This is a genomic window from Psychroserpens jangbogonensis (assembly GCF_000797465.1).
Classification (GTDB): domain Bacteria; phylum Bacteroidota; class Bacteroidia; order Flavobacteriales; family Flavobacteriaceae; genus Psychroserpens; species Psychroserpens jangbogonensis.
This window is the reverse complement of the sequence record NZ_JSWG01000015.1, coordinates 1-26,058: the sequence shown is the minus strand read 5'-3', so window position 1 is coordinate 26,058 and position 26,058 is coordinate 1. Positions and strand designations below refer to the sequence as shown.

Annotated in this window: 23 protein-coding genes; 21 read left to right on the top strand and 2 right to left on the bottom strand. The window is 32.8% G+C overall.

The window, feature by feature from the left end; translation table 11 throughout:
* Positions 1-4: 4 nt before the first annotated feature.
* The 14 genes from RH81_RS13900 to RH81_RS13835 all read left to right on the top strand — a co-directional run bounded on the left by RH81_RS13900 (position 5) and on the right by RH81_RS13835 (position 18,685).
* On the top strand, positions 5-805 hold the full coding sequence (locus tag RH81_RS13900) for a TrmH family RNA methyltransferase (RefSeq protein WP_033961392.1): 801 nt from the start codon (positions 5-7) through the stop codon (positions 803-805).
* A 6-nt stretch (positions 806-811) separates the two neighbouring features.
* Positions 812-2,044, top strand: coding sequence for a M48 family metallopeptidase (locus tag RH81_RS13895; protein WP_033961390.1), 1,233 nt, complete (start codon positions 812-814; stop codon positions 2,042-2,044).
* 169 nt (positions 2,045-2,213) lie between these two features.
* Positions 2,214-4,418, top strand: a complete 2,205-nt coding sequence (locus tag RH81_RS13890; protein WP_033961388.1) for a RelA/SpoT family protein — start codon at positions 2,214-2,216, stop codon at positions 4,416-4,418.
* 24 nt (positions 4,419-4,442) lie between these two features.
* The gene (locus tag RH81_RS13885; protein ID WP_033961385.1) at positions 4,443-4,898 is read left to right on the top strand and encodes a Fur family transcriptional regulator; all 456 of its coding nucleotides are present in this window, start codon (positions 4,443-4,445) and stop codon (positions 4,896-4,898) included.
* Positions 4,899-4,906: 8 nt separating this feature from the next.
* On the top strand, positions 4,907-6,178 hold the full coding sequence (locus RH81_RS13880) for an adenylosuccinate synthase (RefSeq protein ID WP_033961383.1): 1,272 nt from the start codon (positions 4,907-4,909) through the stop codon (positions 6,176-6,178).
* Between the two features lie 83 nt (positions 6,179-6,261).
* Positions 6,262-8,064 carry an OstA-like protein gene (locus RH81_RS13875; protein ID WP_033961380.1) on the top strand — a complete coding sequence of 601 codons (1,803 nt, stop codon included), beginning with the start codon at positions 6,262-6,264 and terminating at the stop codon, positions 8,062-8,064.
* Positions 8,064-9,260, top strand: a complete 1,197-nt coding sequence (locus RH81_RS13870; protein WP_033961377.1) for an aspartate aminotransferase family protein — start codon at positions 8,064-8,066, stop codon at positions 9,258-9,260. The genes RH81_RS13875 and RH81_RS13870 overlap by 1 nt, the downstream gene beginning before the upstream one ends.
* 153 nt (positions 9,261-9,413) lie before the next feature.
* Positions 9,414-10,817 (top strand): tetratricopeptide repeat protein, encoded by a 1,404-nt coding sequence (locus RH81_RS13865; RefSeq protein WP_033961375.1) that lies wholly within the window; start codon positions 9,414-9,416, stop codon positions 10,815-10,817.
* A gap of 71 nt (positions 10,818-10,888) precedes the next feature.
* Positions 10,889-11,857 carry a DUF368 domain-containing protein gene (locus tag RH81_RS13860; protein ID WP_033961374.1) on the top strand — a complete coding sequence of 323 codons (969 nt, stop codon included), beginning with the start codon at positions 10,889-10,891 and terminating at the stop codon, positions 11,855-11,857.
* Positions 11,857-12,876 (top strand): DUF368 domain-containing protein, encoded by a 1,020-nt coding sequence (locus RH81_RS13855; RefSeq protein ID WP_033961371.1) that lies wholly within the window; start codon positions 11,857-11,859, stop codon positions 12,874-12,876. Before RH81_RS13860 ends, RH81_RS13855 begins: the two co-directional genes overlap by 1 nt.
* Complete coding sequence (locus tag RH81_RS13850; RefSeq protein ID WP_081988330.1) at positions 12,869-13,621, top strand: shikimate dehydrogenase family protein; 753 nt, start codon at positions 12,869-12,871, stop codon at positions 13,619-13,621. Before RH81_RS13855 ends, RH81_RS13850 begins: the two co-directional genes overlap by 8 nt.
* Positions 13,622-13,686: 65 nt before the next feature.
* Positions 13,687-16,017: a DUF349 domain-containing protein gene (locus tag RH81_RS13845; RefSeq protein WP_081988328.1), complete on the top strand. Its 2,331-nt coding sequence runs from the start codon at positions 13,687-13,689 to the stop codon at positions 16,015-16,017.
* Positions 16,018-16,074: 57 nt separating this feature from the next.
* Positions 16,075-17,313, top strand: a complete 1,239-nt coding sequence (locus RH81_RS13840; protein ID WP_033961365.1) for a DEAD/DEAH box helicase — start codon at positions 16,075-16,077, stop codon at positions 17,311-17,313.
* Between the two features lie 55 nt (positions 17,314-17,368).
* Positions 17,369-18,685, top strand: a complete 1,317-nt coding sequence (locus RH81_RS13835; protein WP_033961363.1) for a hypothetical protein — start codon at positions 17,369-17,371, stop codon at positions 18,683-18,685.
* A gap of 2 nt (positions 18,686-18,687) precedes the next feature.
* On the opposite strand, the gene RH81_RS13830 is transcribed toward RH81_RS13835, so the two are convergent.
* Together RH81_RS13830 and RH81_RS13825 are read right to left on the bottom strand one after the other, a co-directional pair.
* Positions 18,688-19,098, bottom strand: coding sequence for a hypothetical protein (locus RH81_RS13830; RefSeq protein WP_033961362.1), 411 nt, complete (start codon positions 19,096-19,098; stop codon positions 18,688-18,690).
* Positions 19,079-19,666: an RNA polymerase sigma factor gene (locus RH81_RS13825; protein ID WP_033961361.1), complete on the bottom strand. Its 588-nt coding sequence runs from the start codon at positions 19,664-19,666 to the stop codon at positions 19,079-19,081. Before RH81_RS13825 ends, RH81_RS13830 begins: the two co-directional genes overlap by 20 nt.
* Positions 19,667-19,805: 139 nt before the next feature.
* Here RH81_RS13825 and RH81_RS13820 point away from each other — a divergent pair, with 139 nt between their 5' ends.
* The 7 genes from RH81_RS13820 to RH81_RS13790 all read left to right on the top strand — a co-directional run bounded on the left by RH81_RS13820 (position 19,806) and on the right by RH81_RS13790 (position 25,895).
* Positions 19,806-20,147: a DUF6249 domain-containing protein gene (locus tag RH81_RS13820; RefSeq protein WP_033961359.1), complete on the top strand. Its 342-nt coding sequence runs from the start codon at positions 19,806-19,808 to the stop codon at positions 20,145-20,147.
* A gap of 123 nt (positions 20,148-20,270) precedes the next feature.
* The gene (locus RH81_RS13815) at positions 20,271-22,067 is read left to right on the top strand and encodes a DUF885 domain-containing protein (RefSeq protein WP_033961357.1); all 1,797 of its coding nucleotides are present in this window, start codon (positions 20,271-20,273) and stop codon (positions 22,065-22,067) included.
* On the top strand, positions 22,051-23,037 hold the full coding sequence (locus RH81_RS13810; protein WP_052172564.1) for a hypothetical protein: 987 nt from the start codon (positions 22,051-22,053) through the stop codon (positions 23,035-23,037). Before RH81_RS13815 ends, RH81_RS13810 begins: the two co-directional genes overlap by 17 nt.
* Positions 23,030-23,383 carry a DoxX family protein gene (locus RH81_RS13805; protein ID WP_033961355.1) on the top strand — a complete coding sequence of 118 codons (354 nt, stop codon included), beginning with the start codon at positions 23,030-23,032 and terminating at the stop codon, positions 23,381-23,383. The genes RH81_RS13810 and RH81_RS13805 overlap by 8 nt, the downstream gene beginning before the upstream one ends.
* A gap of 128 nt (positions 23,384-23,511) precedes the next feature.
* On the top strand, positions 23,512-24,168 hold the full coding sequence (locus RH81_RS13800) for a hypothetical protein (RefSeq protein WP_152604841.1): 657 nt from the start codon (positions 23,512-23,514) through the stop codon (positions 24,166-24,168).
* Positions 24,169-25,015: 847 nt separating this feature from the next.
* Positions 25,016-25,198, top strand: a complete 183-nt coding sequence (locus RH81_RS13795) for a hypothetical protein (protein ID WP_033961351.1) — start codon at positions 25,016-25,018, stop codon at positions 25,196-25,198.
* 178 nt (positions 25,199-25,376) lie between these two features.
* Entirely contained in the window at positions 25,377-25,895 is a 519-nt protein-coding gene (locus RH81_RS13790) for a hypothetical protein (protein WP_152604840.1), read from the top strand.
* Positions 25,896-26,058: the final 163 nt, after the last annotated feature.

The following is a 26,058-nucleotide window of genomic DNA, read 5'->3' as shown; positions in this document are numbered from 1 at the left end:
TCGAATGCAACACAAAGAGATTACGAGCACACAAAATCCATTGGTAAAACAAATACTTGTTTTAAAGGAGAAATCTCGTGAACGTAAAAAAACAGGATTGTTTTTAATTGAAGGTCAGAGAGAATTATCTTTAGCTATCAAAGGGCATTTTGAAATTAAAACCTTGTTATATTATCCAGAATTTATTTCAGTAGAACAATTAGAGCAATTCTCTTCTTTGATTAGTGATACTATTGAAATTTCAAAAGACGTGTTTCAAAAATTAGCTCATCGCAATACCACTGAAGGCATTATTGCCATAGCCAAAAGCAAATCTCATCTGATAGAGAATTTACAACTTGACCATAAAAATTCTTTAATTTTAATTGCTGAAGCTCCAGAAAAGCCAGGAAACATTGGAGCTTTGTTACGAACAGCAGATGCTGCTAAAGTTGATGCTGTAATTATTGCCAATCCAAAAACCGATTTATACAACCCAAATATCATTCGCTCCAGCGTAGGCTGTCTGTTTACAAATCAGATAGCGATGGGTTCTACAACAGAAATTATTGAATTTCTTAATCAGAATAATATAAATACTTATTGCGCTGCTTTACAAGCTTCAACAGATTACCATACTCAAAACTACACCAAACCAACAGCAATTGTTGTAGGTACTGAAGCTGATGGTCTTACTAATGAATGGCTGGAAGCATCTACTCAAAATATAATTATTCCAATGCAAGGTGAAATAGACAGTATGAACGTTTCAGTTGCAGCAGGAATTCTTATTTTTGAAGCGAAAAGACAACGAGATTTCAAATAAACACTCATGACCTCAACTACTTTATTCTATATCATTATAAGCATTATTGTTATCAACTTTATTATTGATAAAGTGCTGGATACACTTAATGCTAAACGTTATGATGATGCCATTCCAGAAGAGCTTAATGATGTCTATGACGAAGCCGAATACAAAAAGTCGCAAGCGTATAAAAAAACAAATTATAAGTTCGGAATTTATAGTTCTGCGTTTTCTATAATTTTAACTCTAGGCTTTTTGCTCTTAGACGGATTTGAATTTGTTGACAATATTGCGAGAACCTACACAGAAAACCCTATAGGTATTGCATTGATTTTCTTCGGGATTATTATGTTTTGTAGCGATATTATTTCATTACCTTTTTCGGTCTACAAAACCTTTGTTATTGAAGAGAAATTCGGATTTAACAAAACCACAATTAAAACCTTTATTCTAGATAAAATAAAAGGGCTAATTATGTCAGCCTTATTAGGTGGCGCAATTTTAGCTCTTATCATTTGGTTTTACCAACAAACACAGGAACAATTTTGGTTATATACTTGGGGAATTATAACTGTATTTACAATATTCATGAACCTGTTTTATGCCAAACTTATCGTGCCTATTTTCAATAAGCAAACACCTTTAGAAGATGGAACCTTGAGGGAACAAATTTCAGAATATGCACAATCTGTTGGTTTCAGTTTAAAAAACATTTTTGTTATTGATGGTTCTAAACGCAGTACAAAAGGCAATGCGTACTTTTCTGGTTTCGGAAGCGAAAAACGTATCACGCTTTACGATACCTTAGTTAAGGATTTAGAGGAAGAAGAAATCGTAGCCGTTTTAGCCCATGAAGTTGGTCATTATAAACGGAAACATATTATTTTTAATCTAGTGACCTCCATATTACTTACAGGATTGATGTTATTCATTTTGTCGAATTTTATAGCAAATCCATTATTGTCAAATGCGTTAGGCGTTGAAATCCCAAGTTTTCATGTTGGCTTAATTGCTTTCGGAATGCTGTACTCGCCTATTTCAGAAATTATAGGATTAGCTATGAATTACATCTCACGAAAATTTGAATACCAAGCTGATGATTATGCAAAAACGACATACAAAGCTGAACCGTTAATCACTTCACTTAAAAAATTATCAAAAAATAGTTTGAGTAACCTAACACCACATCCATCATATGTTTGGATGCATTATTCGCATCCGACACTTTTGGAACGTGTTCGGAATTTGAGGAAATAAATTAGCTTATGATAATTTTAAAAAATTAATAGCGTTTTCTTCTTTATTAAAATAAAGATCCACCTTTTTTTCTTGCTACAGATTCGATATATCTGATGTAATATTCATCAATAAAAATTTCCTTCTAAAAAGTATTGCTCATTACATTTCTTATTGCTACTTTAGTTTTATGGCAGAAGTAGACATCGAAAAAGAGAATGCAGAGATAGCAAAAGCTTACAAAAATCTTCTTAAGGTAAGCTATCAAACGCTTTCAACCACTGACAAGAAATTAATTCGTCATGCGTTTGAAGTGGCTGTTGACGCGCATAAAGATCAACGTCGAAAGTCTGGTGAAGCCTATATCTTTCACCCAATTGCGGTAGCTAAAATTGTAGCGAGTGAAATTGGTTTAGATGCTACCTGTATTGCAGCTGCATTACTTCATGATGTGGTTGAAGATAATCCAGATTATACGCTTTCAGATATTAGCCAGATGTTTGGTGAAACAATTGCACGCATTGTTGACGGACTCACAAAGATCTCATCTTTAAACAAAGACAAAGATGTTTCTACTCAAGCAGAAAACTTTCGTAAGATGTTGCTCACGCTGAATGATGATGTTCGTGTGATAATTATTAAAATCGCAGACAGGCTCCATAACATGCAAACAATGGATTCGATGCGACCTGATAAACAAGAAAAAATTGCCTCTGAAACCTTATACATTTATGCTCCTTTAGCACATAGAATTGGGCTCTACAATATTAAAACAGAACTTGAAGATTTAGGACTTAAGTATACTGAACCTGAGGTTTATAACGATATTTTTGAAAAAATTAAAGAAAGTAAAGAAGAACAGGATAATTACATAAAAGAGTTTTCAAAAGTTATAGAAGATTCTTTAGATAGTGAAGATTTAGAATATAACATTAAAGGGCGACCAAAATCTATTTATTCCATCAGGAGAAAAATGGTAAAACAAGGTGTTGTCTTTGATGAAGTGTACGACAAATTTGCTGTTAGAATTATATACAAGTGCGATTTCGAAAACGAAAAATTTGTCGCTTGGAAAATATATTCCATCGTTACCGACCACTTTACTCCTAACCCAATTCGTTTACGTGATTGGATTTCATCGCCAAAATCTACAGGTTATGAAGCATTACACATTACAGTAATGGGACCTAAAGGACGTTGGGTAGAAGTGCAAATCCGTAGTGAACGAATGAATGAAATTGCCGAAAAAGGCTATGCTGCACATTACAAGTATAAACAAGGTAATGCAGAGGACGCATTAGACACTTGGATTGACAAATTACAAGAAGCACTAGAAAGCAACGAATCGAATGCTGTCGATTTTGTAGAGCAGTTTAAACTCAACCTCTACGCCAAGGAGATTTATGTATTTACTCCTAATGGTGATTTAAAATCATTGCCTAAAGGTGCAACTCCTTTAGATTTTGCATTTAGCGTCCATACTCAAGTTGGTATGAAAACACGTGGTGCAAAAGTGAATGGGAAGTTAGTTCCTTTAAGTCATGAGCTCAATAGTGGTGATCAGGTAGAAATTTTAACTTCTGAAAACATAAAACCAAATAGTAACTGGTTAGACTATGCTACTACAGCACGTGCACGAAGCAAGATAAAATCATCTTTAAAAGATGAGAAAAAAGAGGTTGCTCAAGATGGCAAAGAGATTTTGAGACGTAAGCTAAAACAACTGAAAATTAGTTTGGATGAGAAGTCCATTAATGAAATGGTGAATTATTTCAAACTAAAAACGAGCCTCGATTTATTTTACAGGATTGGTATTGGTACCATAGACAATAAAATGCTTAAGGAGTATGCTGCTTCTCGAAGTAATATGTTTATGAGCTATATCAAAAGTAAGATTCGTAAACCATCAGTCGCGCCAGATATTGACAAGGAAGAAATTACTGCCAAATACGATATGCTTGTTTTTGGTAAAGAAGAAGAAAAACTCGATTATAAACTATCGACGTGTTGTAACCCGATTCCTGGTGATCTTGTATTTGGTTTTTTAACTATTAATGAAGGAATTAAAGTACATAAAAAGAATTGTCCTAATGCATTGAGTTTGCGATCTAATTATGCATATCGCATCATGCTCGCCAAATGGATTGATTCGTCTCAACAGGAGTTTTCTGCACAAATCACCTTATCTGGAATTGATAATTTAGGATTGGTAAACAATATCACCAAAGAAATCTCGTCAAACATGCACGTTAATATGAAAAGTATAAGTTTTGATACTGATGGTGGCATCTTTTCAGGAAAGATAAATGTAGTAGTTACCAACAATACTATGTTGAAAAAACTTATGGCTAACCTTAAAAAAATTAATGGAATAGATAAGGTGACAAGAGTATAATTGTGTAAATTTGCAACACAAATTATGAGTATAAATACAGAACAGAGCAACCAAGAAATTGTAAAGAATGTTTTTACAAAATTTCTAGAAGAAAAAGGTCACAGAAAAACACCTGAGCGCTATGCTATTCTTCAAGAAATTTATGATAGTGAAGAACATTTTGATATTGAATCTCTATATATCAAAATGAAAAATAAAAACTATCGAGTAAGTCGTGCTACGCTTTACAATACAATTGAAATTCTTCTGGAATGTGCCTTGGTTCGCAAACATCAGTTTGGTCAAAATCAAGCGCATTATGAAAAATCATACTTCGATAAACAACACGACCATGTCATCTTAACTGATACTGGTGAAGTCATCGAATTCTGCGATCCTAGAATACAGACTATAAAACAAACGATCGAAGAGGTATTTGATATTTCAATTTCTAATCATTCACTTTACTTTTACGGAACAAAGAATAAACCAACTAACTAGATTATACAATGGCAGTAGATTTACTACTAGGACTACAATGGGGAGACGAAGGCAAAGGAAAAATTGTTGATGTACTCACCTCCAAATACAATATTATTGCTCGTTTTCAAGGTGGACCAAATGCAGGGCACACTTTAGAATTTGATGGTATTAAACATGTATTAAGAACAATTCCTTCAGGCATTTTTCATAGCGAATCTATCAATGTTATTGGTAATGGCGTTGTAATTGATCCTGTTGTTTTTGTCCAAGAATTAGATGGTTTAGATCAATTCAATTTAGATTACAAATCAAACCTAATCATTTCAAGAAAAGCACATGTGATTCTGCCAACACATCGCTTACTAGATGCAGCTTCTGAAACCGCAAAAGGAAAAGCGAAAATTGGTTCAACACTTAAAGGTATTGGTCCAACTTACATGGATAAAACTGGTCGTAATGGAATTAGAATCGGTGATCTTGAATCAGAAAATTGGAAAGAAAAATATAGAGCTTTAGCTAATAAGCATGAAGCTATGATTGGATTCTACAATGTAGATATTCAATACGATTTAAAAGAAATGGAGGAGGAATTCTTTAGCGCTATAGAACGCTTAAAAGGATTACAGTTTATTGATAGTGAAGAGTATTTAAACCAAGCTTTAAAAAACGGGAAACCTATTTTAGCTGAAGGTGCACAAGGGTCGTTATTAGATATAGATTTTGGAACCTACCCATTTGTGACATCTTCAAATACAACAGCTTCTGGTGCCTGTACTGGTTTAGGAGTCGCTCCAAATAAAATTGGTGAAGTATTCGGAATCTTTAAAGCATATACAACACGTGTAGGTTCTGGACCATTTCCTACAGAATTATTTGATAATACTGGTGCTGAAATGGCTCGCATTGGTCGTGAGTTTGGTGCAGTTACTGGTCGACCACGTCGTTGTGGTTGGTTAGATTTGGTAGCACTTAAATATGCTTGTCAAGTTAATGGTGTGACACAATTAAGCATGATGAAAGGTGATGTCCTTTCAGGTTTTAAAACGCTTAAAGTTTGTACGGCATACGAATATAAAGGAGAAACTATTTCACATTTACCTTTTAATATTGAAGCCGAAAACGTAACTCCAATTTATACAGATTTTAAAGGTTGGAAAGAAGATTTAACCAAAATGAGAGAGGTATCTCAGTTTCCAAAAGAACTCAATGAATACATCGAGTTCCTTGAAAAAGAATTAGAGATTCCTATTACTATTGTTTCAGTTGGGCCAGATAGAACGCAGACTATCAATAGATAATCTTTAAAAGCATCTATTAAAAATCTGTTAAGGCATACTATTCCGAAGAGATATTAGTTATTTTTGGAGCAAAACATTACACCTTGAATCTAGTTTTCAGATACATACTTATAATTGCTTGTTGTTTTTCAACACTACACTCCTATTCACAGGATCCAAAAAAAATCAGAATTGAATATTCTGGTTTTACGGTGAAAGATTCTCTCAAAGGAGAAAATATCACAACTTTTGTTAGAAGTGATCAAGCTCAAATTCATGTTGTTCATGATGGCATTGATATGTGGTGTGATAAAGCTATTTATTATCAGGATGAAGATTTCATAGAAGCCTTTAGCGATGTAGTCGTGAAACAAGGAGATACTATTAATATGACTTCTGAATATGTGGAGTATAGTGGTATTACAAAAATGGCTTTTGCTGCTGGTGATGTTGTCCTTAAAGAACCGCAATCTGTTTTAACTACAGATACACTTTATTTTGACAGAACGAAGCAAGAAGCTTATTACAGGACAACTGGAAAAGTGGTAAGAGATTCTTCAGGAACTATTACAAGTCAGGTAGGCAGATATTACATGAATGAAAAAAAATATCGCTTTCTTAAAGATGTCGTTTTAGTTAATCCACAATACACACTTAATACAAAGCAACTCGATTTTTATTCAGATACTGGACATTCATACATGTATGGTCCATCAACTATAGTTGGTGATTCTAGTAAAATTTATTGTGAGCGTGGGTTTTATGATACCAATAATGATACTGGATATTTTCTTAAAAATTCTAAAATAAATTATAACAACAGAGAAGTTGTTGGAGACAGTCTTTATTTTGATAGAAACAGAAGCTTTGCCTCTGCAACCAATAATATTGTAGTTACAGATACTATTAACAACAGTATCATCAAAGGTCATTATGCAGAAGTCTTTCGGGCAAAAGATTCAGTGTTTATTACAAAACGTGCTTTAGCAATTACAGTTCAAGAGACAGATTCTATCTACATACACGCAGATACTTTAATGATTACTGGAAAGCCAGAACATCGCATTACACGAGCATTTTATAATGCCAAAATGTATAAGAGTGATATGAGTGGTAAAGCAGATTCTATTCATGCCGATCACAAGACTGGTTTGACTCAATTCATCAATATAGATCGCTTTTCGTCTACGGAAGCCTATGCTACCAAACGAAGACCGATTCTATGGAATTTAGGAAACCAAATGACTGGAGATTCTATTCATCTCATCTCTAATGTAGAAAAAGAAGAACTAGATTCGTTAAAGGTTTTTAATAATGCATTTCTAATAAGCAAAGACACTATAGGTGGCGGTTTTAACCAAATTAAAGGTCAGCGATTAATAGGTTTGTTTGAAAATAATGAGCTGTACAATCTAGATATAATTAAGAATGCTGAAATCATATTTTACTCCAGAAACGATAAAGATTCTCTTATAGGAATCAATAAATCGAAATCTGCAAAAATCAATATGAAATTTGAAGAAGGCTATAAAATAGTCACGCTTTTTAATCAAGTCGATGGTGAAATATATCCAGAATCTCAATTTCCAGAAAATGCTCGAAAGTTTCGAGGTTTCGATTGGCGAGAAGAAGAACGTCCAAATAGCATTGAAGACCTATTTAGTGATGACGCTCCTCTAGAACTCCCTATTATTAAGGGTCTTGATGACTATACTCCTGAAGAAGAATTCTTTGATGAAGCCATGTTTAAACGTATGGATACTGCAAGAGAAAAGGATAAAGACAAGATCAATAAAGCTGAACGAAATTTACCTAAATCGACCAAAGCAATCAAAGCAAAACGAGACGCAGTAAAAACTCATAACCTACCCAAACCCTTAATTAACAAGGCGAAAAAAGGGAACTAATGCTAGATGATTTCTTTAAATATCAAGCACAAACCACACCTCATCCTTTAGCAATGAGCATTTCTCATGCTGAAGGTTCTTACATTTATGATACTAACAATAAAGCGCATTTAGATTTTGTTGCTGGTGTTTCGGCATGTAGCTTAGGACATAAACACCCAAAAGTTATTCAAGCTATAAAAGACCAATTAGACAAGTATTTACATGTTATGGTTTATGGTGAATATATTCAAGAACCAGCTGTAGAATTAACGAAACTTCTAGCTCAACATTTACCGAAATCCCTAGAAACCACCTATCTTACTAATTCTGGAACAGAAGCCGTTGAAGGTGCTCTAAAGCTTGCAAGACGTTTCACTGGCAGAAGTGAAATCATAGCAGCTCATGATGCTTATCATGGCAATACTATGGGCTCACTAAGTGTTATGGGTTATGAAGAACGTAAAACAGCATTCAGACCTCTTATTCCAGACGTTAGATTTATTACTTTTAATAGTGAGGATGAATTATCTCATATTACTACAAAAACAGCCGCAGTTATTCTAGAAACCATTCAAGGTGGAGCAGGTTTTATTGAACCTCAAAATGACTATCTAAAGAAGGTAAGAGAACGCTGTAATAAAGTTGGCGCAGTTCTAATATTGGATGAAATACAAACGGGATTTGGTAGAACTGGAAAGTTATTTGGTTTTGAACATTTTAATTGCGTACCAGATATTTTAGTTACTGGAAAAGGACTTGGAGGAGGCATGCCAATAGGCGCATTTACAGCTTCAAATAAGATGATGAATTTACTTCAAGAAAATCCAAAATTAGGACACATCACAACCTTTGGTGGTCACCCAGTAATTGCCGCTGCAGCTTTAGCCACAATTAAAGAAATTACCGAATCAAATTTAATATCTCAAGCTCTTGAAAAGGAACAATTAATCCGTAAACATTTAGTTCATCCATTGATCACAGAGATTCGAGGTAGAGGATTAATGTTGGCAGCGATCACTCCATCTGCAGAGATTACAAATGAAGTAATCTTAAATTCTAAAGACAAAGGATTGATCTTATTTTGGCTACTTTTTGAACAAAAAGCAATAAGAATCACACCACCATTGACCATTTCAAATGAAGAAATCATAAAAGGGTGCCTGATAATAACTCAAATTTTGGACGAAATTCAATCAAAAAATAAGACCACATAAGCCAATTCAACTAATTGACTTACAGCAATCAAACTGTCATCACTTAAAACAAAACTATAACTGTTAATTACTTTGTTGAAAAGATTGGCACTAAAAATGATGTATATGCACTGATAAGAGTAATTTTAAATAACGGTTAATCCAAATTTGCTTATGGAGTTTAGTCAACCTGACGACAACAACAATTTTTCACTTACACGCTTTGAATCTATGCTTAAAACTAATCATGTTTTATTCTTTGATTCAAACGAATTTGAAAATATTATCCATCACTATCTCGAAAGCGGCAAAATAGCTTTAGCTAAAAAAGCCATTAAATTAGGCTTAGAACAACATCCAACTTCAGTTAATTTAAAACTATTTTTAACGGAAATATTCATCCTTGAAAACAAGTTTACAGAAGCCGATGATGTTTTAAATGAAATACATATTGTCGAGCCTGCAAACGAAGAAATCTATATTCAAAAAGCTAGTGTATTCTCTAAACAAGATTTGCACCAAAAAGCAATTGATACTTTAAAAATTGCTCTAAATCTTAACAGTGATGACGAAGGTCTTACCGATTTGTTTGCGCTTATTGGAATGGAATACTTGTTCCTAGATAAATTTGAAAATGCTAGAGAGTATTTCTCAAAATGTCTTGCTATAGACTTAGAAGACTATTCTGCTTTATATAATATTATTTATTGTTATGATTTTCTAGATCAAAACAATGAAGCTATCGACTTCCTAAATATTTATTTAGACAAAAACCCATATTGCGAAGTTGCTTGGCACCAATTAGGTCGTCAATATTTCACAGTTAAAGATTACGACAAAGCTTTAGCCGCATTTGATTTCGCTATAATTTCTGACGACAAGTTTGTTGGTGCTTATTTAGAAAAAGGAAAGGTTTTAGAAAAGAAAAAGGAATACATTGAAGCTATAGAAAATTACAAAATCACTTTGGCTTTAGATGAACCTACATCTTTTGCATTACTAAGAATTGGTCATTGCCATGAAAAACTAGGTCAGGATGACTTAGCTGTTCAGTATTTTTACAAAACGGTTCATGAAGATCCTTTATTAGACAAGGGATGGATTGCAATCACTAAGTTTTACAACAAAAAACACAACTATCAAAAAGCGTTATTTTACATCAATAAAGCGATAAATATTGATAGTGAGAATGTAATTTACTGGAAACTATACGCACAAATAAATCTTCGTCTTAATTTCTTAGAAGAGGCTGAACGCGGTTATAAGAAAGCATTAGATTTAGGTAATTACGAACTACAAACGTGGTTATCTAGAACAGATATCCTTATTGATCTAGGTGAATACGAGGCTTCAATTTTAAACTTAATTCAGGCTGCAGAATTCTATCCAGAAACTGCAGAAATTGAATTTCGTTTAGCAGGCTTACACTTTACTTTGCACGAAAGTAGTAAAGGACATTATCACCTAAAAAACGCACTCATATTAGACCCTGAATTTGACATCATTCTTGATGAATTGTTTCCTAATGTCTTACAGAAACCATCTGTACAACAACTCATTTCAGAGACAAAAAAATAATTCAATTCAAGGTTTTTTAGTTTTAAAATAGTCATTCCTATTTCATACCTTTACTTTTCTTATTTGTAAAAATGATTAGACAATTTAAAGATTACTTATTTATCACCTTTAAAGGTATTGCCATGGGAGCTGCCGATGTTGTTCCTGGAGTTTCTGGAGGAACAATCGCCTTTATTTCAGGCATATACGAAGAACTTATTGAAAGCATAGACAACATTAATCTAGGTGTGTTTAAAGTTTGGAAACAACACGGTTTTAAAACGGCTTGGACCTCTATAAACGGAGGTTTTTTATTAGCTCTATTTTCAGGAATTGCCATTAGTATTTTATCATTAGCTAAGTTAATAAAGTGGCTATTACATAATGAACCTATTTTATTATGGGCTTTCTTTTTCGGACTCGTATTAGCAAGTATTCTCTATATAGGAAAACAAATTAAGTCTTGGTCACCAAAGATTATTATTGCCATACTTTTAACCTCTGTCCTATCTTATTTTATAACGCTAGCTGAACCATTTGCTTCGCCAGACAGTCCTTTTTATCTCTTGTTTTGTGGGTTCATTGCTATAATTGCAATGATTTTACCAGGCGTGTCGGGAGCTTTTATATTACTTATTCTTGGTGCTTATGAAACAGCAATCAATACTGTAAACAATCTTATTGAAGGGGTTACAACTGCTAATTGGGATGTGTTAAAAGATGCACTACTAAACTTTTTCATGTTAGGAATAGGAGCTATTATTGGATTGAAAGTCTTTTCAAAAGTGCTCAATTGGATGTTTAAACATCACAAAAATCTAACCTTAGCCATCCTAACCGGCTTTATGATTGGATCATTAAATAAGATTTGGCCTTGGAAAAACGTATTAAAAACACGTATCAATTCTGAAGGATTAGAAGTTACCGTTTTAGATGAAAGCATTTTACCAACGTCATACACTGGTGATTCTCAAATTTTATTTGCACTTATTTTTGTAGTAATTGGATTTGCTACCATCTTAATTCTAGAGAGCTTGGGACGTAAAAAAACAAAGGCCTAATGGAAAATTCAAGAACCTTTAAAGATCGTCTGTTTTTGGTCATTAAAGGACTTGGCATGGGAGCCGCTAATAAAGTACCTGGTGTCTCAGGAGGTGTTGTTGCTTTTGTTGCTGGATTTTACGAAGAGTTTATTTTTTCTTTACAACGCATTAATAAAACTGCTTTTAAACTGTTATTTAACGGACGATTCAAAAGCTTTTATGGCTATGTTAATGGCAGGTTTTTAGTTTTACTATTCTCTGGAATGATAATTAGTTTTTTCAGTGTTTCTAAAATTCTAGACTACTTTCTTAAAAACCATGAACTCTATGTTTGGGGTCTTTTCTTCGGAATGATTATCGGTTCAATTTATTATATCAATAAAGATTTTAATGACTGGAACTATAAAAGTTTCACAGCTTTAGCTATTGGAATTACTCTAGGTGTAAGTATTAGTTTTTTAGATCCAGCTATGGAAAATGACAATTTGCTATTTGTGTTTTTCTGCGGAATAATTAGCGTGTCTGGAATGACGCTTCCAGGATTTTCAGGCTCATTTATCTTGATTCTTCTTGGAAATTATGTGCTATTGCTAGTAGATTCTGTAAATGCACTTTACGATACGTTTTCAGAAATCGTAACTGGCGATTTCAGTTTTTTACAAAATGAGGTGAGAATTCGACTTTTAAAAGTATTAACTTTATTTACTTTAGGATCATTTACAGGTTTAGTTACGTTTTCACATGTATTAAGTTATGTGCTTAAACACTACAAAAGTATCACTACAGCATCTATAATTGGTTTTATCATTGGCTCTTTAGGAGTGGTTTGGCCGTGGAAAAAAACTATTTTTAAAATGCAAGATGATGGCAGTTTTCTGTTAGATTCTAGAAATGAAAAAATCATATCCAATTACGAACGTTTTTTACCAGAATTAAATAGCGAAACGTATTTAGCGTTTGGTTATGTGATTATAGGAATTTTAATCGTACTTGCACTTGAATGGTATGGCCAACGAACAAAACGAGCTCATGTCTAGATTAGGATTATTAGGAAAAGACATAGCGTATTCATTCTCTAGAGGCTATTTCAAAGCTAAATTTGAAGCAGAGCAATTACCATTTACCTATGAGAATTTTGACCTTGAAGACATTTCATTATTTCCAAAGCTTTTACAAGACAATCCTGATATTTGTGGGTGTAATGTAACCATTCCGTATAAAGAACAAGTCATTCTGTTTTTAGATGAATTAGATAAGAAAGCTAAAAAAATTGGTGCTGTAAACACCATAACGATTAATTCAAAAGGACGACTCAAAGGTTACAATACCGATTGCTATGGTTTTAAAAACTCAATAAAACCATTTCTAAAAAAACATCATAAAAAAGCATTGATTCTTGGTACTGGTGGTGCCTCCAAAGCAATTGCATACACATTTAAGAAGTTGAAAATTGAATTTGATTATGTTTCAAGAACAACTAAATCAGACGTAAAATTCACTTATGACAATTTAGCGATTGAGGATATTAAAGATTATAAAATTATCATCAACTGCTCACCTGTTGGAACGTATCCAGATATTAATGACTGTCCGGAAATTCCCTATGATGGCATCACAGACAAACATCTACTTTTCGATTTGATTTATAATCCTGAAGAAACAACGTTTTTAAGATTGGGAAAAAATCAAGGCGCTCAAATCTGCAACGGACAAAAAATGTTAGAACTTCAGGCCGAAAAAGCATGGCGAATTTGGAATTTAAAGTATAAACCTTCTAAATAGAGGTTCTTTTTTGTAAATCAATCACCTATCACTATCTTAGCCTTCTAATATAAAAACATTGAAAAATGTCTGAGAACGATAACCTGCAAGAAGCAGATGGAAAGATTGAACTAAATACTACAGAAACACCTCAAAAAACCGAGGAATTAAAAGCCGCTGAAGGATCAACTTCCGAAGAACCAAAAGAATCTAGTGACACTGTAGAAACGACTACAGAAGCTGTTGAAGATGTAAAAACTGAAGACGTTGCTGAAGAAGTAGTCGAAGTTGTTGAAGAAACTACAGAAGCTGTTGAAGAAACAAAAACTGAAGCCGTTGCTGAAGAAGTAATCGAAGTTGTTGAAGAAACTACAGAAGCTGTTGAAGAAGTAGTGGAAGACACTACAGAAGAAGCTGTTGAAGACGTAAAAACTGAAGCAGTTACTGAAGAAGTAGTCGAAGACACTAAAGAAGTTGTTGAAGAAACTACAGAAGCTGTTGAAGAAGCAAAAACTGAAGTAGTTGCTGAAGAAGTAGTGGACACTACAGAAGAAGCTGTCGAAGACACTAAAGAAGTTGTTGAAGAAGCAACCGAACCCGTTTCTGAAACTCCAGAAAAAGCTGATGCTCATGTTGAAGAGATTGAAGAAGCTAATGCGGAAGATGCAGAAGATGAAACCAATGCTGAGCGCCATGAAGTTGAAAGTAAAGACTATCATGCCATGTCAATGGAGCAATTAGTTATTGAACTAGAAGGGCTTATAGAAGGTCAAAAAATACAAACTATAAAATCTCAAGTAGATGAGATTAAATCTGAATTTCATTCAAAATTCGGAGAACTTCTTGATGTAAAGAAAGAAGAATTTTTAAGTGAAGGCGGAAGCGAAATTGACTTCTACTACACTACTCCAATTAAAAAACGATTTAACGATGCATATAAGTCGTACCGAAATACACTAAATGCATATTATAAAAATTTAGAGTCTAACTTAAAGCAAAACTTAGAGAATAGACTGAAGATTATTGAAGAAATCAAAGGTCTTATTAATGTTGAAGAGAACATCAACACTACATATAAGCACTTTAAAGATTTACAAGAACAATGGCGAAATGCTGGTCCAATTCCTAGAGATCGTTACAATAACGCTTGGAATTCTTACCATCATCATGTAGAGATTTTCTATGACTTCTTACATTTAAATCGCGACTTACGTGATATGGATTTCAAACATAATCTTGATCAAAAAACTAAGATTATTGAGCGTGCTGAAGAGTTAGCTATAGATAACAACATCAACAGATCGTTTAGAGAACTGCAAGTACTTCACAAACTCTGGAAAGAAGAGTTAGGTCCTGTAGCCAAAGAACATAGAGAAGAAATTTGGGGACGTTTTAGTAATGCAACCAAAACTATTCATGATAAGCGTCAAGCTTACTATGCCGATTTAGATAAAGCTCACGAAGGCAATTTGGTTAAAAAAGAAGAGATCATAGCTAAAATTGAAGAGATTGCTTTAGAACAACCTAAAAGTCATCAAGCATGGCAAAATAAGATAAAAGCTATAGAAGAATTACGTCAAGAATTCTTTAATGCAGGAAAAGTACCGATTAAAGTTAATGATGCTACTTGGACAAAATTTAAAACTGCTGTTAGAAATTTTAACAGAAGCAAGAACACCTTTTATAAGTCGCTTAAAAAAGATCAGTATGACAATCTTCATAAAAAGCAAGAGCTTATAAAAGTTGCTGATGAAAACAAAGACAGTGAGGATTTTGATACGACAACGTCTTTAATGAAGAAAATACAGTCTGATTGGAAAAGCATTGGTCACGTCCCAAGAAAGGATAGTGATAAAATATGGAAACAATTCAAAAAGGCTTGTAATCATTATTTTGATAGAATGCATGCTGAAAGAAATGCAGCTAGCAAAGAAGAAACAGCTGCTTTTGAAGAAAAATCGACTTTATTAGAAACAGTAAAGGCTATTGAACTTTCTGGTAAGCCAGAAAAAGATATTGAAACCATAAAAGAGCAAATTAAAGCATGGAAGGCTATTGGTCATATTCCATCTAACAAACGTTTTATTGAAGGTAAATTCAATAAAGTGATTGATGGTCTTTTTGGTAAGTTAGATATGGATAAGGCGAAGTTAGAAATGATTAAGTTTGAAAACAAACTTGAAACATTATCTAAGCCAGACGATACTCGTTTATTAGATAACGAACAAAACTATATCAGAAAGAAAATAACTGAGATTAAAGGAGAAATTATTCAGCTAGAAAATAACATGCAGTTCTTTTCTAATGTTGACGAATCTAATCCACTAGTTAAGGATGTTATAAAGAATTTAAATAATCATAAAGACAACCTTCTATCTTGGGAAAATAAGCTTAGAAAAGTGAAGAGCATGTACTAATTTATTAATTAGTTTAAACCTCAACAAAACAACTATCTTTGCGAGAAATGTAAACACATGTCCTTTAAAGAGCTTAATCTTAATAAAGCTATTGTAAAAGCTATTGACGAAGCAGGTTATACTGAACCTACTTTAATTCAAGAGCAAACTATTCCTTTAGTATTAGATAAAAAAGATGTTATTGCTTCAGCGCAAACTGGAACAGGTAAAACAGCTGCGTTTGCTTTACCAATTCTACAATTGCTTTATAACAAGCAAGATGCTCCTAAAAAAGGCAAAAAAATTAAGGCCTTAATTGTAAGCCCAACGCGAGAGCTTGCTGCTCAAATTGGGAAAAACTTTGATACCTATGCTAAGCACACCAACTTAAGAACTACAGTTGTTTTTGGTGGAACAAGTATTGAGCCACAAATTGATGTTTTAAAAAAAGGTGTTGATATTGTTGTAGCGACACCTGGACGTTTATTGGATCTTCACAAACAAGACATTTTAAATCTAGACTTTATAGAGATCTTGGTATTGGATGAAGCCGATTTAATGTTGGATATGGGATTCATTGATGACGTTAAAAAAATCGAACGTTTATGTCCAGAAACGAAACAGAATCTTTTGTTTTCTGCGACTATGCCATTTAAAGTAGAACAGTTAGCAAATTCCATTTTAAACAGTCCTAAGCGCATTGAAGTAACGCCTACGTCTTCTGCTGCAAAAAATGTTAGTCAGATACTATACTACGTTCCTAAGCGCAATAAGGTTGAACTCTGCTTGCACCTCTTACGCAATACAATTAAAGGAAAACGTATTCTTATTTTTAGACGCACAAAATATGGCGTTGATAAGTTAGAACAAACCATAGCTAATAATGGCTATGACGTAGAACGCCTTCATGGTGATCGAACGCAAAGTGAAAGACAAACAGCGCTAAATAAGTTTAAACATGCAGAAGTCAATATTTTAATTGCGACAGATGTTGCAGCTCGTGGTATTGATATTAATGAATTAGATGCTGTTGTCAATTTTGACATTCCTAATGTTCCTGAAACTTATGTACATCGTATAGGAAGAACTGGACGTGCTGGTAATTTCGGAAAATCGTTTTCTCTCTGTTCTGCAGATGAAAAAAGTTATATCAAAAGCATTCAGCAACTGATAAATGTTCAGATTCCTGTTGAAGAAGACCATCCTTATCCTTTAGATCCAAAAGCAAAACCAATCGTTCACAAAAAGCAAGGCAGTAAATATAGAAAAGGTCGTAAAGGCGAAGGCTCTAAAAAGAAAAAGAAGCGTTGGTATTAAAATACTTGAAATTATTTTATAAAAGTGGTTATCTTTAATCTCAAATCCAACCTCTATGAGTTCTGATTATAATAATCCAGCGTTTAAAAAGTTACTACAACGACTACAAGAAGAAAGTTGGCAATTAGAATTAATTATATCTGGTTTTGCGATTTTTGGTTTATTCACAGCACTTGAACCACTCAGTGATGCAGCTAGTATTGCTCAATCAAAACAACAGTTAGTAAAGGCAATTGTATTATTCATTGCAGTTATTTCATGTGGCATTCTATTATTCAATTTACTCTTACATGTAATATTACGAGGCTTATGGATTGGCACACTCGGATTACGATATGTTTCTGGAGATATTGATTATGACTCTTTAAAATACAGTGAAAAATTCACAAAATACCTTAAAAAAAGAGTTGGTTCATTTGACAAATATGTGGCTACATTAGAGAATTATTGCAGCATTATTTTTGCCATATCATTCCTCTTAATCTTTTATGTTTTAGCATTAACGTTTACATTTCTTTCAATAGCTCTGATTGCTACTCAGATTATTGAAAATGAACATTTACCTGAAACCTTTAGATCTATTTTAGGTGCAAGTCTCATTATATTTATAATTTTTGGAATGATTCTAACTTTTATAGATTTTATTACGCAAGGTTGGCTCAAAAAGAAGAAATGGATTTCTAAATTTTACTTTCCTATTTACTGGGTCTTTAGTTTTATTACTTTATCATTTTTATACAGACCTTTAGTTTATAATTTCTTAGACAATAAATTTGGAAGACGATTAAGTTTTGTACTCTTACCTGTTTACTTTACTATATTGGTTTTAAGTTCATTTCAATATAAACCTTCAAACTATTTTGATGGTGTCAGTCATTCTTCAGAAATATCAGCGAGTCGATTAAGTTACCAAGACATGTTAGGTGATAGTGAACATATAGATGAATTTGCGATTTCTTCCAAAGTTATAACGACACCATACATAAACGTATTTATGGAATTGACTGATAATATAGAAGACAATATATTTAACTTCAAGCCAGATTTAGAGCCTGAAAATGACAAAAGAGGACTGAGGAGTAATATCATCGTAAAAAGTGAAAGCAACTGGTCTTCAAAAAGGGAAGATCAAAACAAATACTTGGAAGTTCTAAACCAGGTCTATTCTGTAAGGATTGATAGTACAGATTATGACGGAGAATTTATATTGTCTGAAAACAAACAAAAAGATATTGGCTTTGAAACCTTTGTTAGCATAAAAGATTTAGAAGAAGGGAAACACCTTTTAAAAGTTTTAAGAAAACGAATTAAAAAAGGAGATACGGTTAGACATTCTGTTTGCAGAATCCCTTTTTGGTATTTTAAAGATTAGAATTATTCAAATCGCTTATCTAATTGATGTTTTAAAATTGGGATTTGAATAGCTAGCATCACTGCAAAAAGTAAAGCTACATAGAGCATTGTTTGTGAAACTTGAAAACCTGAAAATGCATCTGAAATATCAAAATCGATATAACGATTCAGTTCTAAATTTCCAAACCATGTTGTTTCGGTATTAGAAGAACCGAAGAGTACATATCCAATTACAGAAGCTATACCTACACTAAGAAGTAACCAAATGCGTTTTGAAATTAATGGCACATAAGTCGTAGCTCTAGATGTTCCAAGCGCTTTGATTTGAGACATTACCGTTTGTGTAAAATCAAACGACGGACTTTCAACTGCTGATTTGCCTATCACTTTTCGTGATAAGTCGTCTAAATGTTTATCTGCGTTCTCTTTCATAATAATCGATTATTTCTGGTTCTAATTGCGACTTTAAAATAGTTGCCAATTTTTTTCGACTTCTAAATAATTTCACTTTTATAGAGTTTGCTGTAATCCCAACAATCTTTGAAATTTCGTCTAAAGATAAGTCATCAAAATAATATAAGGTCAATAAAAAACTTTCTTCGTTAGGCAAGGTATTAATACATCTCTGCATTGCCTCTTTTCGTTCTTTAGTTTCCATATTATCTAAAGCATTATCTATGGTTACAACTTGATGCTCTGTAAATTCATTTATTTCAACATTATTCAAATGTTTTTTATTCTTTTTAATTCTATCAAGACAGCTATTATAAGTTACTCTATAAATCCATGTTGAAAATTTCGAATCCCCTTTAAACTTCTCAAGGGACTTATAGGTTTTAATAAACGTGTCTTGAGCAACCTCTTCTGCTTCTTCTCTATTCTTAAGCATACGTAGGGCTAAAGTAAACACCAAGTCCTTATAACGATCTACTAATATCGTAAATGAATTAGTGTCGCCTTCAACAATTTGGTTGATGAGTATTTGGTCGTTGGTGGTCATTTTATAGTAAGACGACACTATTGATTATATGGTTACAATAAATTGAAAAAAACTTTTTTTTATAATTGTGTAACCAAAACGAAACATCTGTCGTCATAAGCTCAAAACATATAAATTTAATCAATTAAAAAACAACATTATGGAAGTAATAATCATTGGAATTATTTTTGGATCAATTTTTAGCGTATTCTACCTGTATTTTTCAACAAGAAACAAAGAACGCTTAGCACTTATTGAAAAAGGTGTAGATGCCAGTATTTTTATGAGAGGTAAGCAACAAACCGCTCCAATCTGGAAAGTACTTATACTTAACTTTGCATTATTATTAATGGGAATTGGTATTGGCGTATTTATCGCATCTCTTTTAGACAACCTTACAACACTTGATGAAGAAGCGGTTTATCCTGCAACGATTTTCTTTATGGCTGGACTTGGATTATTTTTAGGATTCAATATGACCAAAAATTTAGATAAGGAATAAGAGGACATCAACCAACAAATTTCAAAAACTGCTATTCAATCAATAGCAGTTTTTTTTTATGCTTTTTATAACTCCAAGATTATGTACCTTTAGCTTTTAAATTTAAAAATCAAATCCTTTAAAATGAAAAAACTAATAACTCTTATTATAATTGTTTTATGCTTTTCAGCATGTAAAAAAGATAAAGAAACTACTGTTACTCAAACAACCGCAGTAACAATACCAACTAATACTGAGTTTGAAAACGTATTAAAAAATTACTATGAAGAAGGCTTAAAACTCAATCCTCTTAATGCTACTTCTGCAGGAGATAATAGATACAATGATCAATTACCAAACTTTTTGTCTGATGACTATGCCAAACAATTAGTAGAATATTACATGAATTACAAAGCTAAAGTTAGTTCATTCGATGATGCTGAGCTTAACAAAAGTCAACAATTAAGTAAACAAGTTTTAATTTGGGAATGTAAGATGAATCTTGAAGGTTTTAAATTCAACGAAGACCTTACTCCTATTAATCAAATGTGGACACTTCATCTATCTTTTGGTCAGTTAGCTAGTGGAGCAGGCTCTCAGCCTTTTAAAACAATCAAAGACTACAAAAATTGGCTCAATCGTGTAGATGGTTATTTGCTTTGGATGAATTCTGCCGAAGAAAAAATGAAAAAAGGTATTGAACGTGACCATGTATTACCCAAATCTTTAATTGTTAAAGTACTTCCACAGTTAGAAGCCTTAGCAACAACTAACATGGAGGGGCATTTATTTTATAACCCAATTAAAAACATTCCTGAGAGTTTTTCTGATGCAGACAAAGCTAATATTACCAAAGTTTACAAATCAAAAATAAGGTATGAAATCGTTCCAGCTTATAAAAAGTTACACAAATTCATGAGTACAACATACCTAGAAGCAGGTCGAGCTACTAGTGGAATTTCAGACATACCAAATGGTAAAGATTACTATAACCATCAAATAAAAAAATACACGACTACTACAATGACAGCTGACGAAATTCATGAGTTAGGCTTAACAGAAGTAGCACGTATATTATCTGAAATGGAAACCGTTAAAAAACAAGTTGGTTTTGAAGGTAATATCATATCGTTCTTCGATTATGTTCGAACTAATAAAGAACTAATGCCTTTTGAAGAGCCAATAGATGTTATTCATAATTTCAATGAAATTCATAACACTATGAAACCTCAAATCTCAAAATTATTCGATTTAAAACCAGAAACAGCTTTTGAGGTACGTCAAACAGAAGCGTTTCGAGAAGCCTCAGCTAGTGCAGAATATAATCAAGGTGCTATAGATGGATCGCGACCAGGTATTTTTTACACACCAATTCCTGATGCTACAAAATACAATGTGTTTTCTGATGAAGCTTTGTTTTTACATGAAGCAATTCCTGGACATCACTTTCAAATTTCATTACAACAAGAAAATAAAGACTTACCAGATTTTAGAAAAACACTTTGGTATAGTTCTTATGGAGAAGGTTGGGCTTTGTATTGTGAGTCTTTAGGAAAAGAATTAGGCTTATATACAGATCCATACCAATACTTCGGAATGTTGAGTATGGAAATGCATCGTGCTATTCGTTTGGTTGTAGATACTGGAATTCATACTAAAGGATGGTCACGTGAAAAAGCCATTAAATATTCGCTTACAAATGAAGCTGAAAGTAAAGCAAGTATCACTTCAGAAATTGAACGTTATATGGCTAATCCAGGACAAGCGTTATCTTATAAGATTGGTCAGCTTAAAATATTAGAATTGCGCGCTAAAGCAGAAAAGGAATTAGGTGATAAATTTGATATTGCTCAATTCCACAATCAAGTGTTAGAATCAGGATGTATTCCTTTAGCCTTATTAGAAACTAAAATCGATAATTGGATTGCATCAGTTAACTAAATATTTCACAGTACTCGTCTTATGTGTTGTTGCTACTGGTTTTGCACAAACCAAAGTGATTAGCATTGAAACGGATTATCCTGTATCGTATGCTACCATTTCATTTGGTGATGGTCAAGGTATTTTTGCCGATAATGAAGGCTCTTTCTATTTTACGAAAAAGTTATATCCAGATGTCGATTCGCTTTATATTTCGGCATTAGGTTTTAAAGAAAAAGTAATAGCAACTGTAAATTTTCCGAAGTCGATTTATTTAGATATAGAAACGAATACTCTAGACGAAGTTGTGATTAGAACTACTGTGAATCGGAAGTTTAAAACGGAAACTGTAAAACCGTATTTAGATGACGATTATTACAAGTGTTGGTTACCAACTATTGAAAGTGAAATTGCTGTATTTTTTCCTAATGACGATGAAAAGCTAAAAAAGATAACTTCAATTTTATTTCCTATTACTTTAGAATCTCGAGATTGGAAAAAACGCAAGCGCAGCAATGCCGACAAAAGATCTTTTTCTACGTTGTTTAAGGTGAAGTTTTACGATAACGACAACGGAATTCCGGGAGAACCACTCACCTACACCAATATTGTTTTTAGAGCCACAGAAAAAAATGGAGATGAGTTTAAGCTCGATGTTTCTGAGCATGATTTAATTATTCCTGAAGATGGTTTTTATGTATCAGTTCAAGTATTGGGTTATACAGATGCTCAAGGCAAACTTTTACCTAACAAGAAATACAAAGAGATTAAAACAAATACAGGCACTGTTAAAATACCAACAAATTTTAGGCCTTTACTTCCTTTTACAGATGAGATAGACGATTATCGCACGTATATTAAACGCGTTTTTATACATGGTAATAGTTGGGTACAATTTAAAAAAGGCAATGGTATAGAATCGAGTTTACTGCAAACAGATCTCAACAACTATGGTATTGGAATGACTTTTAATATTTACAAGGATGAATAGTTCTTGGCTTTTATATGTTATGCCGCTTTTGTATGTTGTTGCAGGTGTGATGCATTTTATAAAGCCTAAGATTTATATGAGAATCATGCCTCGCTATTTACCACATCATAAATTGTTGGTATATGCGAGTGGAATTGCAGAAATTGGATTAGGAATAGCACTTTGTATTCCTTCTTTAAAAGTTATGGCTGTTTATGGTATTATAGCTATGTTGTTTGTGTTTTTGTTGGTACATTTTTATATGTTATCTGGAGAAAAGGCAAGTGCTGGAGTACCGAAATGGATTTTAGTTTTACGGATTCCATTACAATTTGGGCTGATGTATTGGGCTTGGTGGTATCTTTAAAATTGTGTTTTCAAGCCATTATAAATCAATATATTGACATGGATATATTGGAACAAAAGTTCCGGATATCCAGAAAATAGCTCTGGATAATGTGTATATTTATCCGGATATAACCAGTTGCCACACATTTGAGAAATATAATTTACATATTAGCATTTATCTTCATTTTAAGTTCATGTAGGAACGAAAAAAAATTAAATGGAACGTGGATTTCCGCTTATATGTATGATACAAAAGAAGATAAAGAAGTATCTGGATTAGGTGGATTCCCATTCAACAAAGTAACAACTTACGATAATGGCGTTTTTCTAACCAAAGAGTTTAGGTTCGATACTTACGAAAATGAGCGAACAGGGAAATTTAAACTGAAAGGGAATAAATTTATTTTAGCTGACAATGAAGATTATTTATTGGAAGAAATTGAAGTTGGAAATGACAGTCTCATAATATCCAATTTGAATTTCTATAGTCGTGTTTACAGAAAACTAAACGATTCTCTGAAAAGCAAGTCGACTGATTTTAAATTTACGGGCAAAAAATTTATTCGAAATTATAGAAAATGGACAGATACTATCCATTTTATTAATGACTCTGTTTACGTCAGTAGTGCTTGGAAAAATGGTGATTTAGACTTGATGTGGGAAAGAATAAATCATAATGGATTTGATATTTTATTTACTGATATTTATGTTCCATTCGTGATAAAGAGTAAAGTTAGGAATGAAATTTATGTGTCAACATTTGGTAGTATAAAAGAAGACTACACTTTAAAAGAAATTGATTAAAAAACGTGAGGCAACAACGTGTATAATCAATTGCTGTGGTCATTGCGTACTCGGAAAATTCCTGTGGAATTTTCTACTGGTTCGTTTTCTTTTACTAACTTAGTTCTAGCCAACGCAACTAACCATACACGAACACGTTAGTAACAATAGCTCCAAAATTGTTACTCCTTAAAAACCGAATTATTAAAAACTTAATTTATCGGATTTTTTGCTCACTCAAACTCTGAATAAATAAAACGGAATTTCGGTTCACTCTTGCGGAATTTAGAAGCGGAATTAACTCTTACTCAAACTCGGAATAATCACTCAATCGGATTTTAGCTTGTTTGCGGATTTGATTACTCAAACGGCAAATCTTTGATGCGAAAAAAAGTCAGGTTTTCTTTTCGCGATTTTTTTGAGTTTTAAAAAGTCAAATTCGACAATCTCAATTTTTAAAATTTAAACGGAATTTTTGCAGAACGTATTCACTCTAGTCTGTCGCTAAAGTTACTAACATCGTGTATAATTCATTGCTAGTTTTTTGTTTACTCGGAAAATCCTATCGGATTTCCCTCTGGTTCGTTCCTTTTTGCTAATTTAGTTGCTGAAACACGCAACGAAATCATACACAAACACGTTGCCATTCATTGAGGAATCACTCTGAATCGAAAAATTTGAATTTAAAAAAAATAGATTCCTATCAAGTAAACATTGAATTAATTGCATTCATTTTTCACTAAAATGTTGAATAAAAACAACAATGGAGTTTCAGCTTGTTTACGGAATAAAAACCTGAAACCTATACAGAATTTAGCAAATTATGGAATAACCGTTAATTTACTTCTTGAATTTAAACTAGAAAAAAATGTCATTAACAAAAATTGAAAAAAATGAAATGGAAAAATTTCATAAAACAAGTGACCTTAAATCTTGTGATATTTATAAAGATTCAGAAACTCTAAAAATATGGCACTCATTAAAAGATAAAGGTAAAATTAGATTTAGAGGAAATCAAGGAAATCTTCAATATTTTCAATTAAAGGAATAACTATGTATAAGTTCTAAATCAACGAAATGGCAACAACGTGTATAACCCATTGTTTGCTTTGTGTCTACTCGGAAAATCCTGCGGATTTCCCTCTGGTATGTTTCTTTTTGCTAATTTAGTCCTAAACCAAAACAACGTGCCATACACGAACACGTTGGCAACAATGTCCAAGAACCATATGAACAAAATATTTATCATTTTTCTAATAATCGGATTTTACTCTTGCGGAGAAAAACAGGAATCTGAAAAGAATTCGGAAAATGCAATCATTAAAAAAACTGTTCCTGAGTTAAATAGTTTCGGATTAGTTAAAGACTTTGAAAAACACAAAGCGGAATTTAAAATAGATACGATTAGATTAACCAATGATCCTGCAAATGGAAGTGGACTAACTATTTACCATTCTAAGAAATTCGATTATTTAGTATTCGATTTTATGGTTTATGTGGAAAAAGGAATACAAAATAACACATATTGGACTGATAAAAAACTGAACTTTAAGTTCGTTGAACAATCATTAATTGCTTACAAGAAAGAAGATTTTTCATTTCGCTACTTAGCTTATAATGATACTCAAGTTAAGTTATTTGATAACAAAAAAAATGAGGTTACTGATATTGAGCTAACTGAAAAAACTAAATCAGAAGTAGAATCATTCTTTAAAAATAAATCAGAAGGAATAAAACTTATAAAGTAAAACACGGTAGCCAACAACGTGTATAACCAATTGCTAGTTTGTGTGTACTCGGAAAATCCTGCGGATTTCCCTAATGGTTAGTTTCTTTTTTGCTAATTTAGTTCTCGCCAACGCAACAAGCCATACACGAACACGTTGTAGTGCATTTTGACCCGTCCTGAAA

Excerpts from the sequence above, each read along its gene's own strand:
- RH81_RS13830 (WP_033961362.1), bottom strand. The coding sequence starts at position 19,098 with ATGAAAGAGAACGCAGATAAACATTTAGACGACTTATCACGAAAAGTG.
- RH81_RS13895 (WP_033961390.1), top strand. The coding sequence starts at position 812 with ATGACCTCAACTACTTTATTCTATATCATTATAAGCATTATTGTTATC.
- RH81_RS13860 (WP_033961374.1), top strand. The coding sequence starts at position 10,889 with ATGATTAGACAATTTAAAGATTACTTATTTATCACCTTTAAAGGTATT.
- RH81_RS13885 (WP_033961385.1), top strand. The coding sequence starts at position 4,443 with ATGAGTATAAATACAGAACAGAGCAACCAAGAAATTGTAAAGAATGTT.
- RH81_RS13850 (WP_081988330.1), top strand. The coding sequence starts at position 12,869 with ATGTCTAGATTAGGATTATTAGGAAAAGACATAGCGTATTCATTCTCT.
- RH81_RS13900 (WP_033961392.1), top strand. The coding sequence starts at position 5 with ATGCAACACAAAGAGATTACGAGCACACAAAATCCATTGGTAAAACAA.
- RH81_RS13805 (WP_033961355.1), top strand. The coding sequence starts at position 23,030 with ATGAATAGTTCTTGGCTTTTATATGTTATGCCGCTTTTGTATGTTGTT.
- RH81_RS13825 (WP_033961361.1), bottom strand. The coding sequence starts at position 19,666 with ATGACCACCAACGACCAAATACTCATCAACCAAATTGTTGAAGGCGAC.
- RH81_RS13880 (WP_033961383.1), top strand. The coding sequence starts at position 4,907 with ATGGCAGTAGATTTACTACTAGGACTACAATGGGGAGACGAAGGCAAA.
- RH81_RS13795 (WP_033961351.1), top strand. The coding sequence starts at position 25,016 with ATGTCATTAACAAAAATTGAAAAAAATGAAATGGAAAAATTTCATAAA.
- RH81_RS13820 (WP_033961359.1), top strand. The coding sequence starts at position 19,806 with ATGGAAGTAATAATCATTGGAATTATTTTTGGATCAATTTTTAGCGTA.
- RH81_RS13845 (WP_081988328.1), top strand. The coding sequence starts at position 13,687 with ATGTCTGAGAACGATAACCTGCAAGAAGCAGATGGAAAGATTGAACTA.
- RH81_RS13890 (WP_033961388.1), top strand. The coding sequence starts at position 2,214 with ATGGCAGAAGTAGACATCGAAAAAGAGAATGCAGAGATAGCAAAAGCT.
- RH81_RS13870 (WP_033961377.1), top strand. The coding sequence starts at position 8,064 with ATGCTAGATGATTTCTTTAAATATCAAGCACAAACCACACCTCATCCT.
- RH81_RS13840 (WP_033961365.1), top strand. The coding sequence starts at position 16,075 with ATGTCCTTTAAAGAGCTTAATCTTAATAAAGCTATTGTAAAAGCTATT.
- RH81_RS13835 (WP_033961363.1), top strand. The coding sequence starts at position 17,369 with ATGAGTTCTGATTATAATAATCCAGCGTTTAAAAAGTTACTACAACGA.
- RH81_RS13865 (WP_033961375.1), top strand. The coding sequence starts at position 9,414 with ATGGAGTTTAGTCAACCTGACGACAACAACAATTTTTCACTTACACGC.
- RH81_RS13815 (WP_033961357.1), top strand. The coding sequence starts at position 20,271 with ATGAAAAAACTAATAACTCTTATTATAATTGTTTTATGCTTTTCAGCA.
- RH81_RS13855 (WP_033961371.1), top strand. The coding sequence starts at position 11,857 with ATGGAAAATTCAAGAACCTTTAAAGATCGTCTGTTTTTGGTCATTAAA.
- RH81_RS13790 (WP_152604840.1), top strand. The coding sequence starts at position 25,377 with ATGAACAAAATATTTATCATTTTTCTAATAATCGGATTTTACTCTTGC.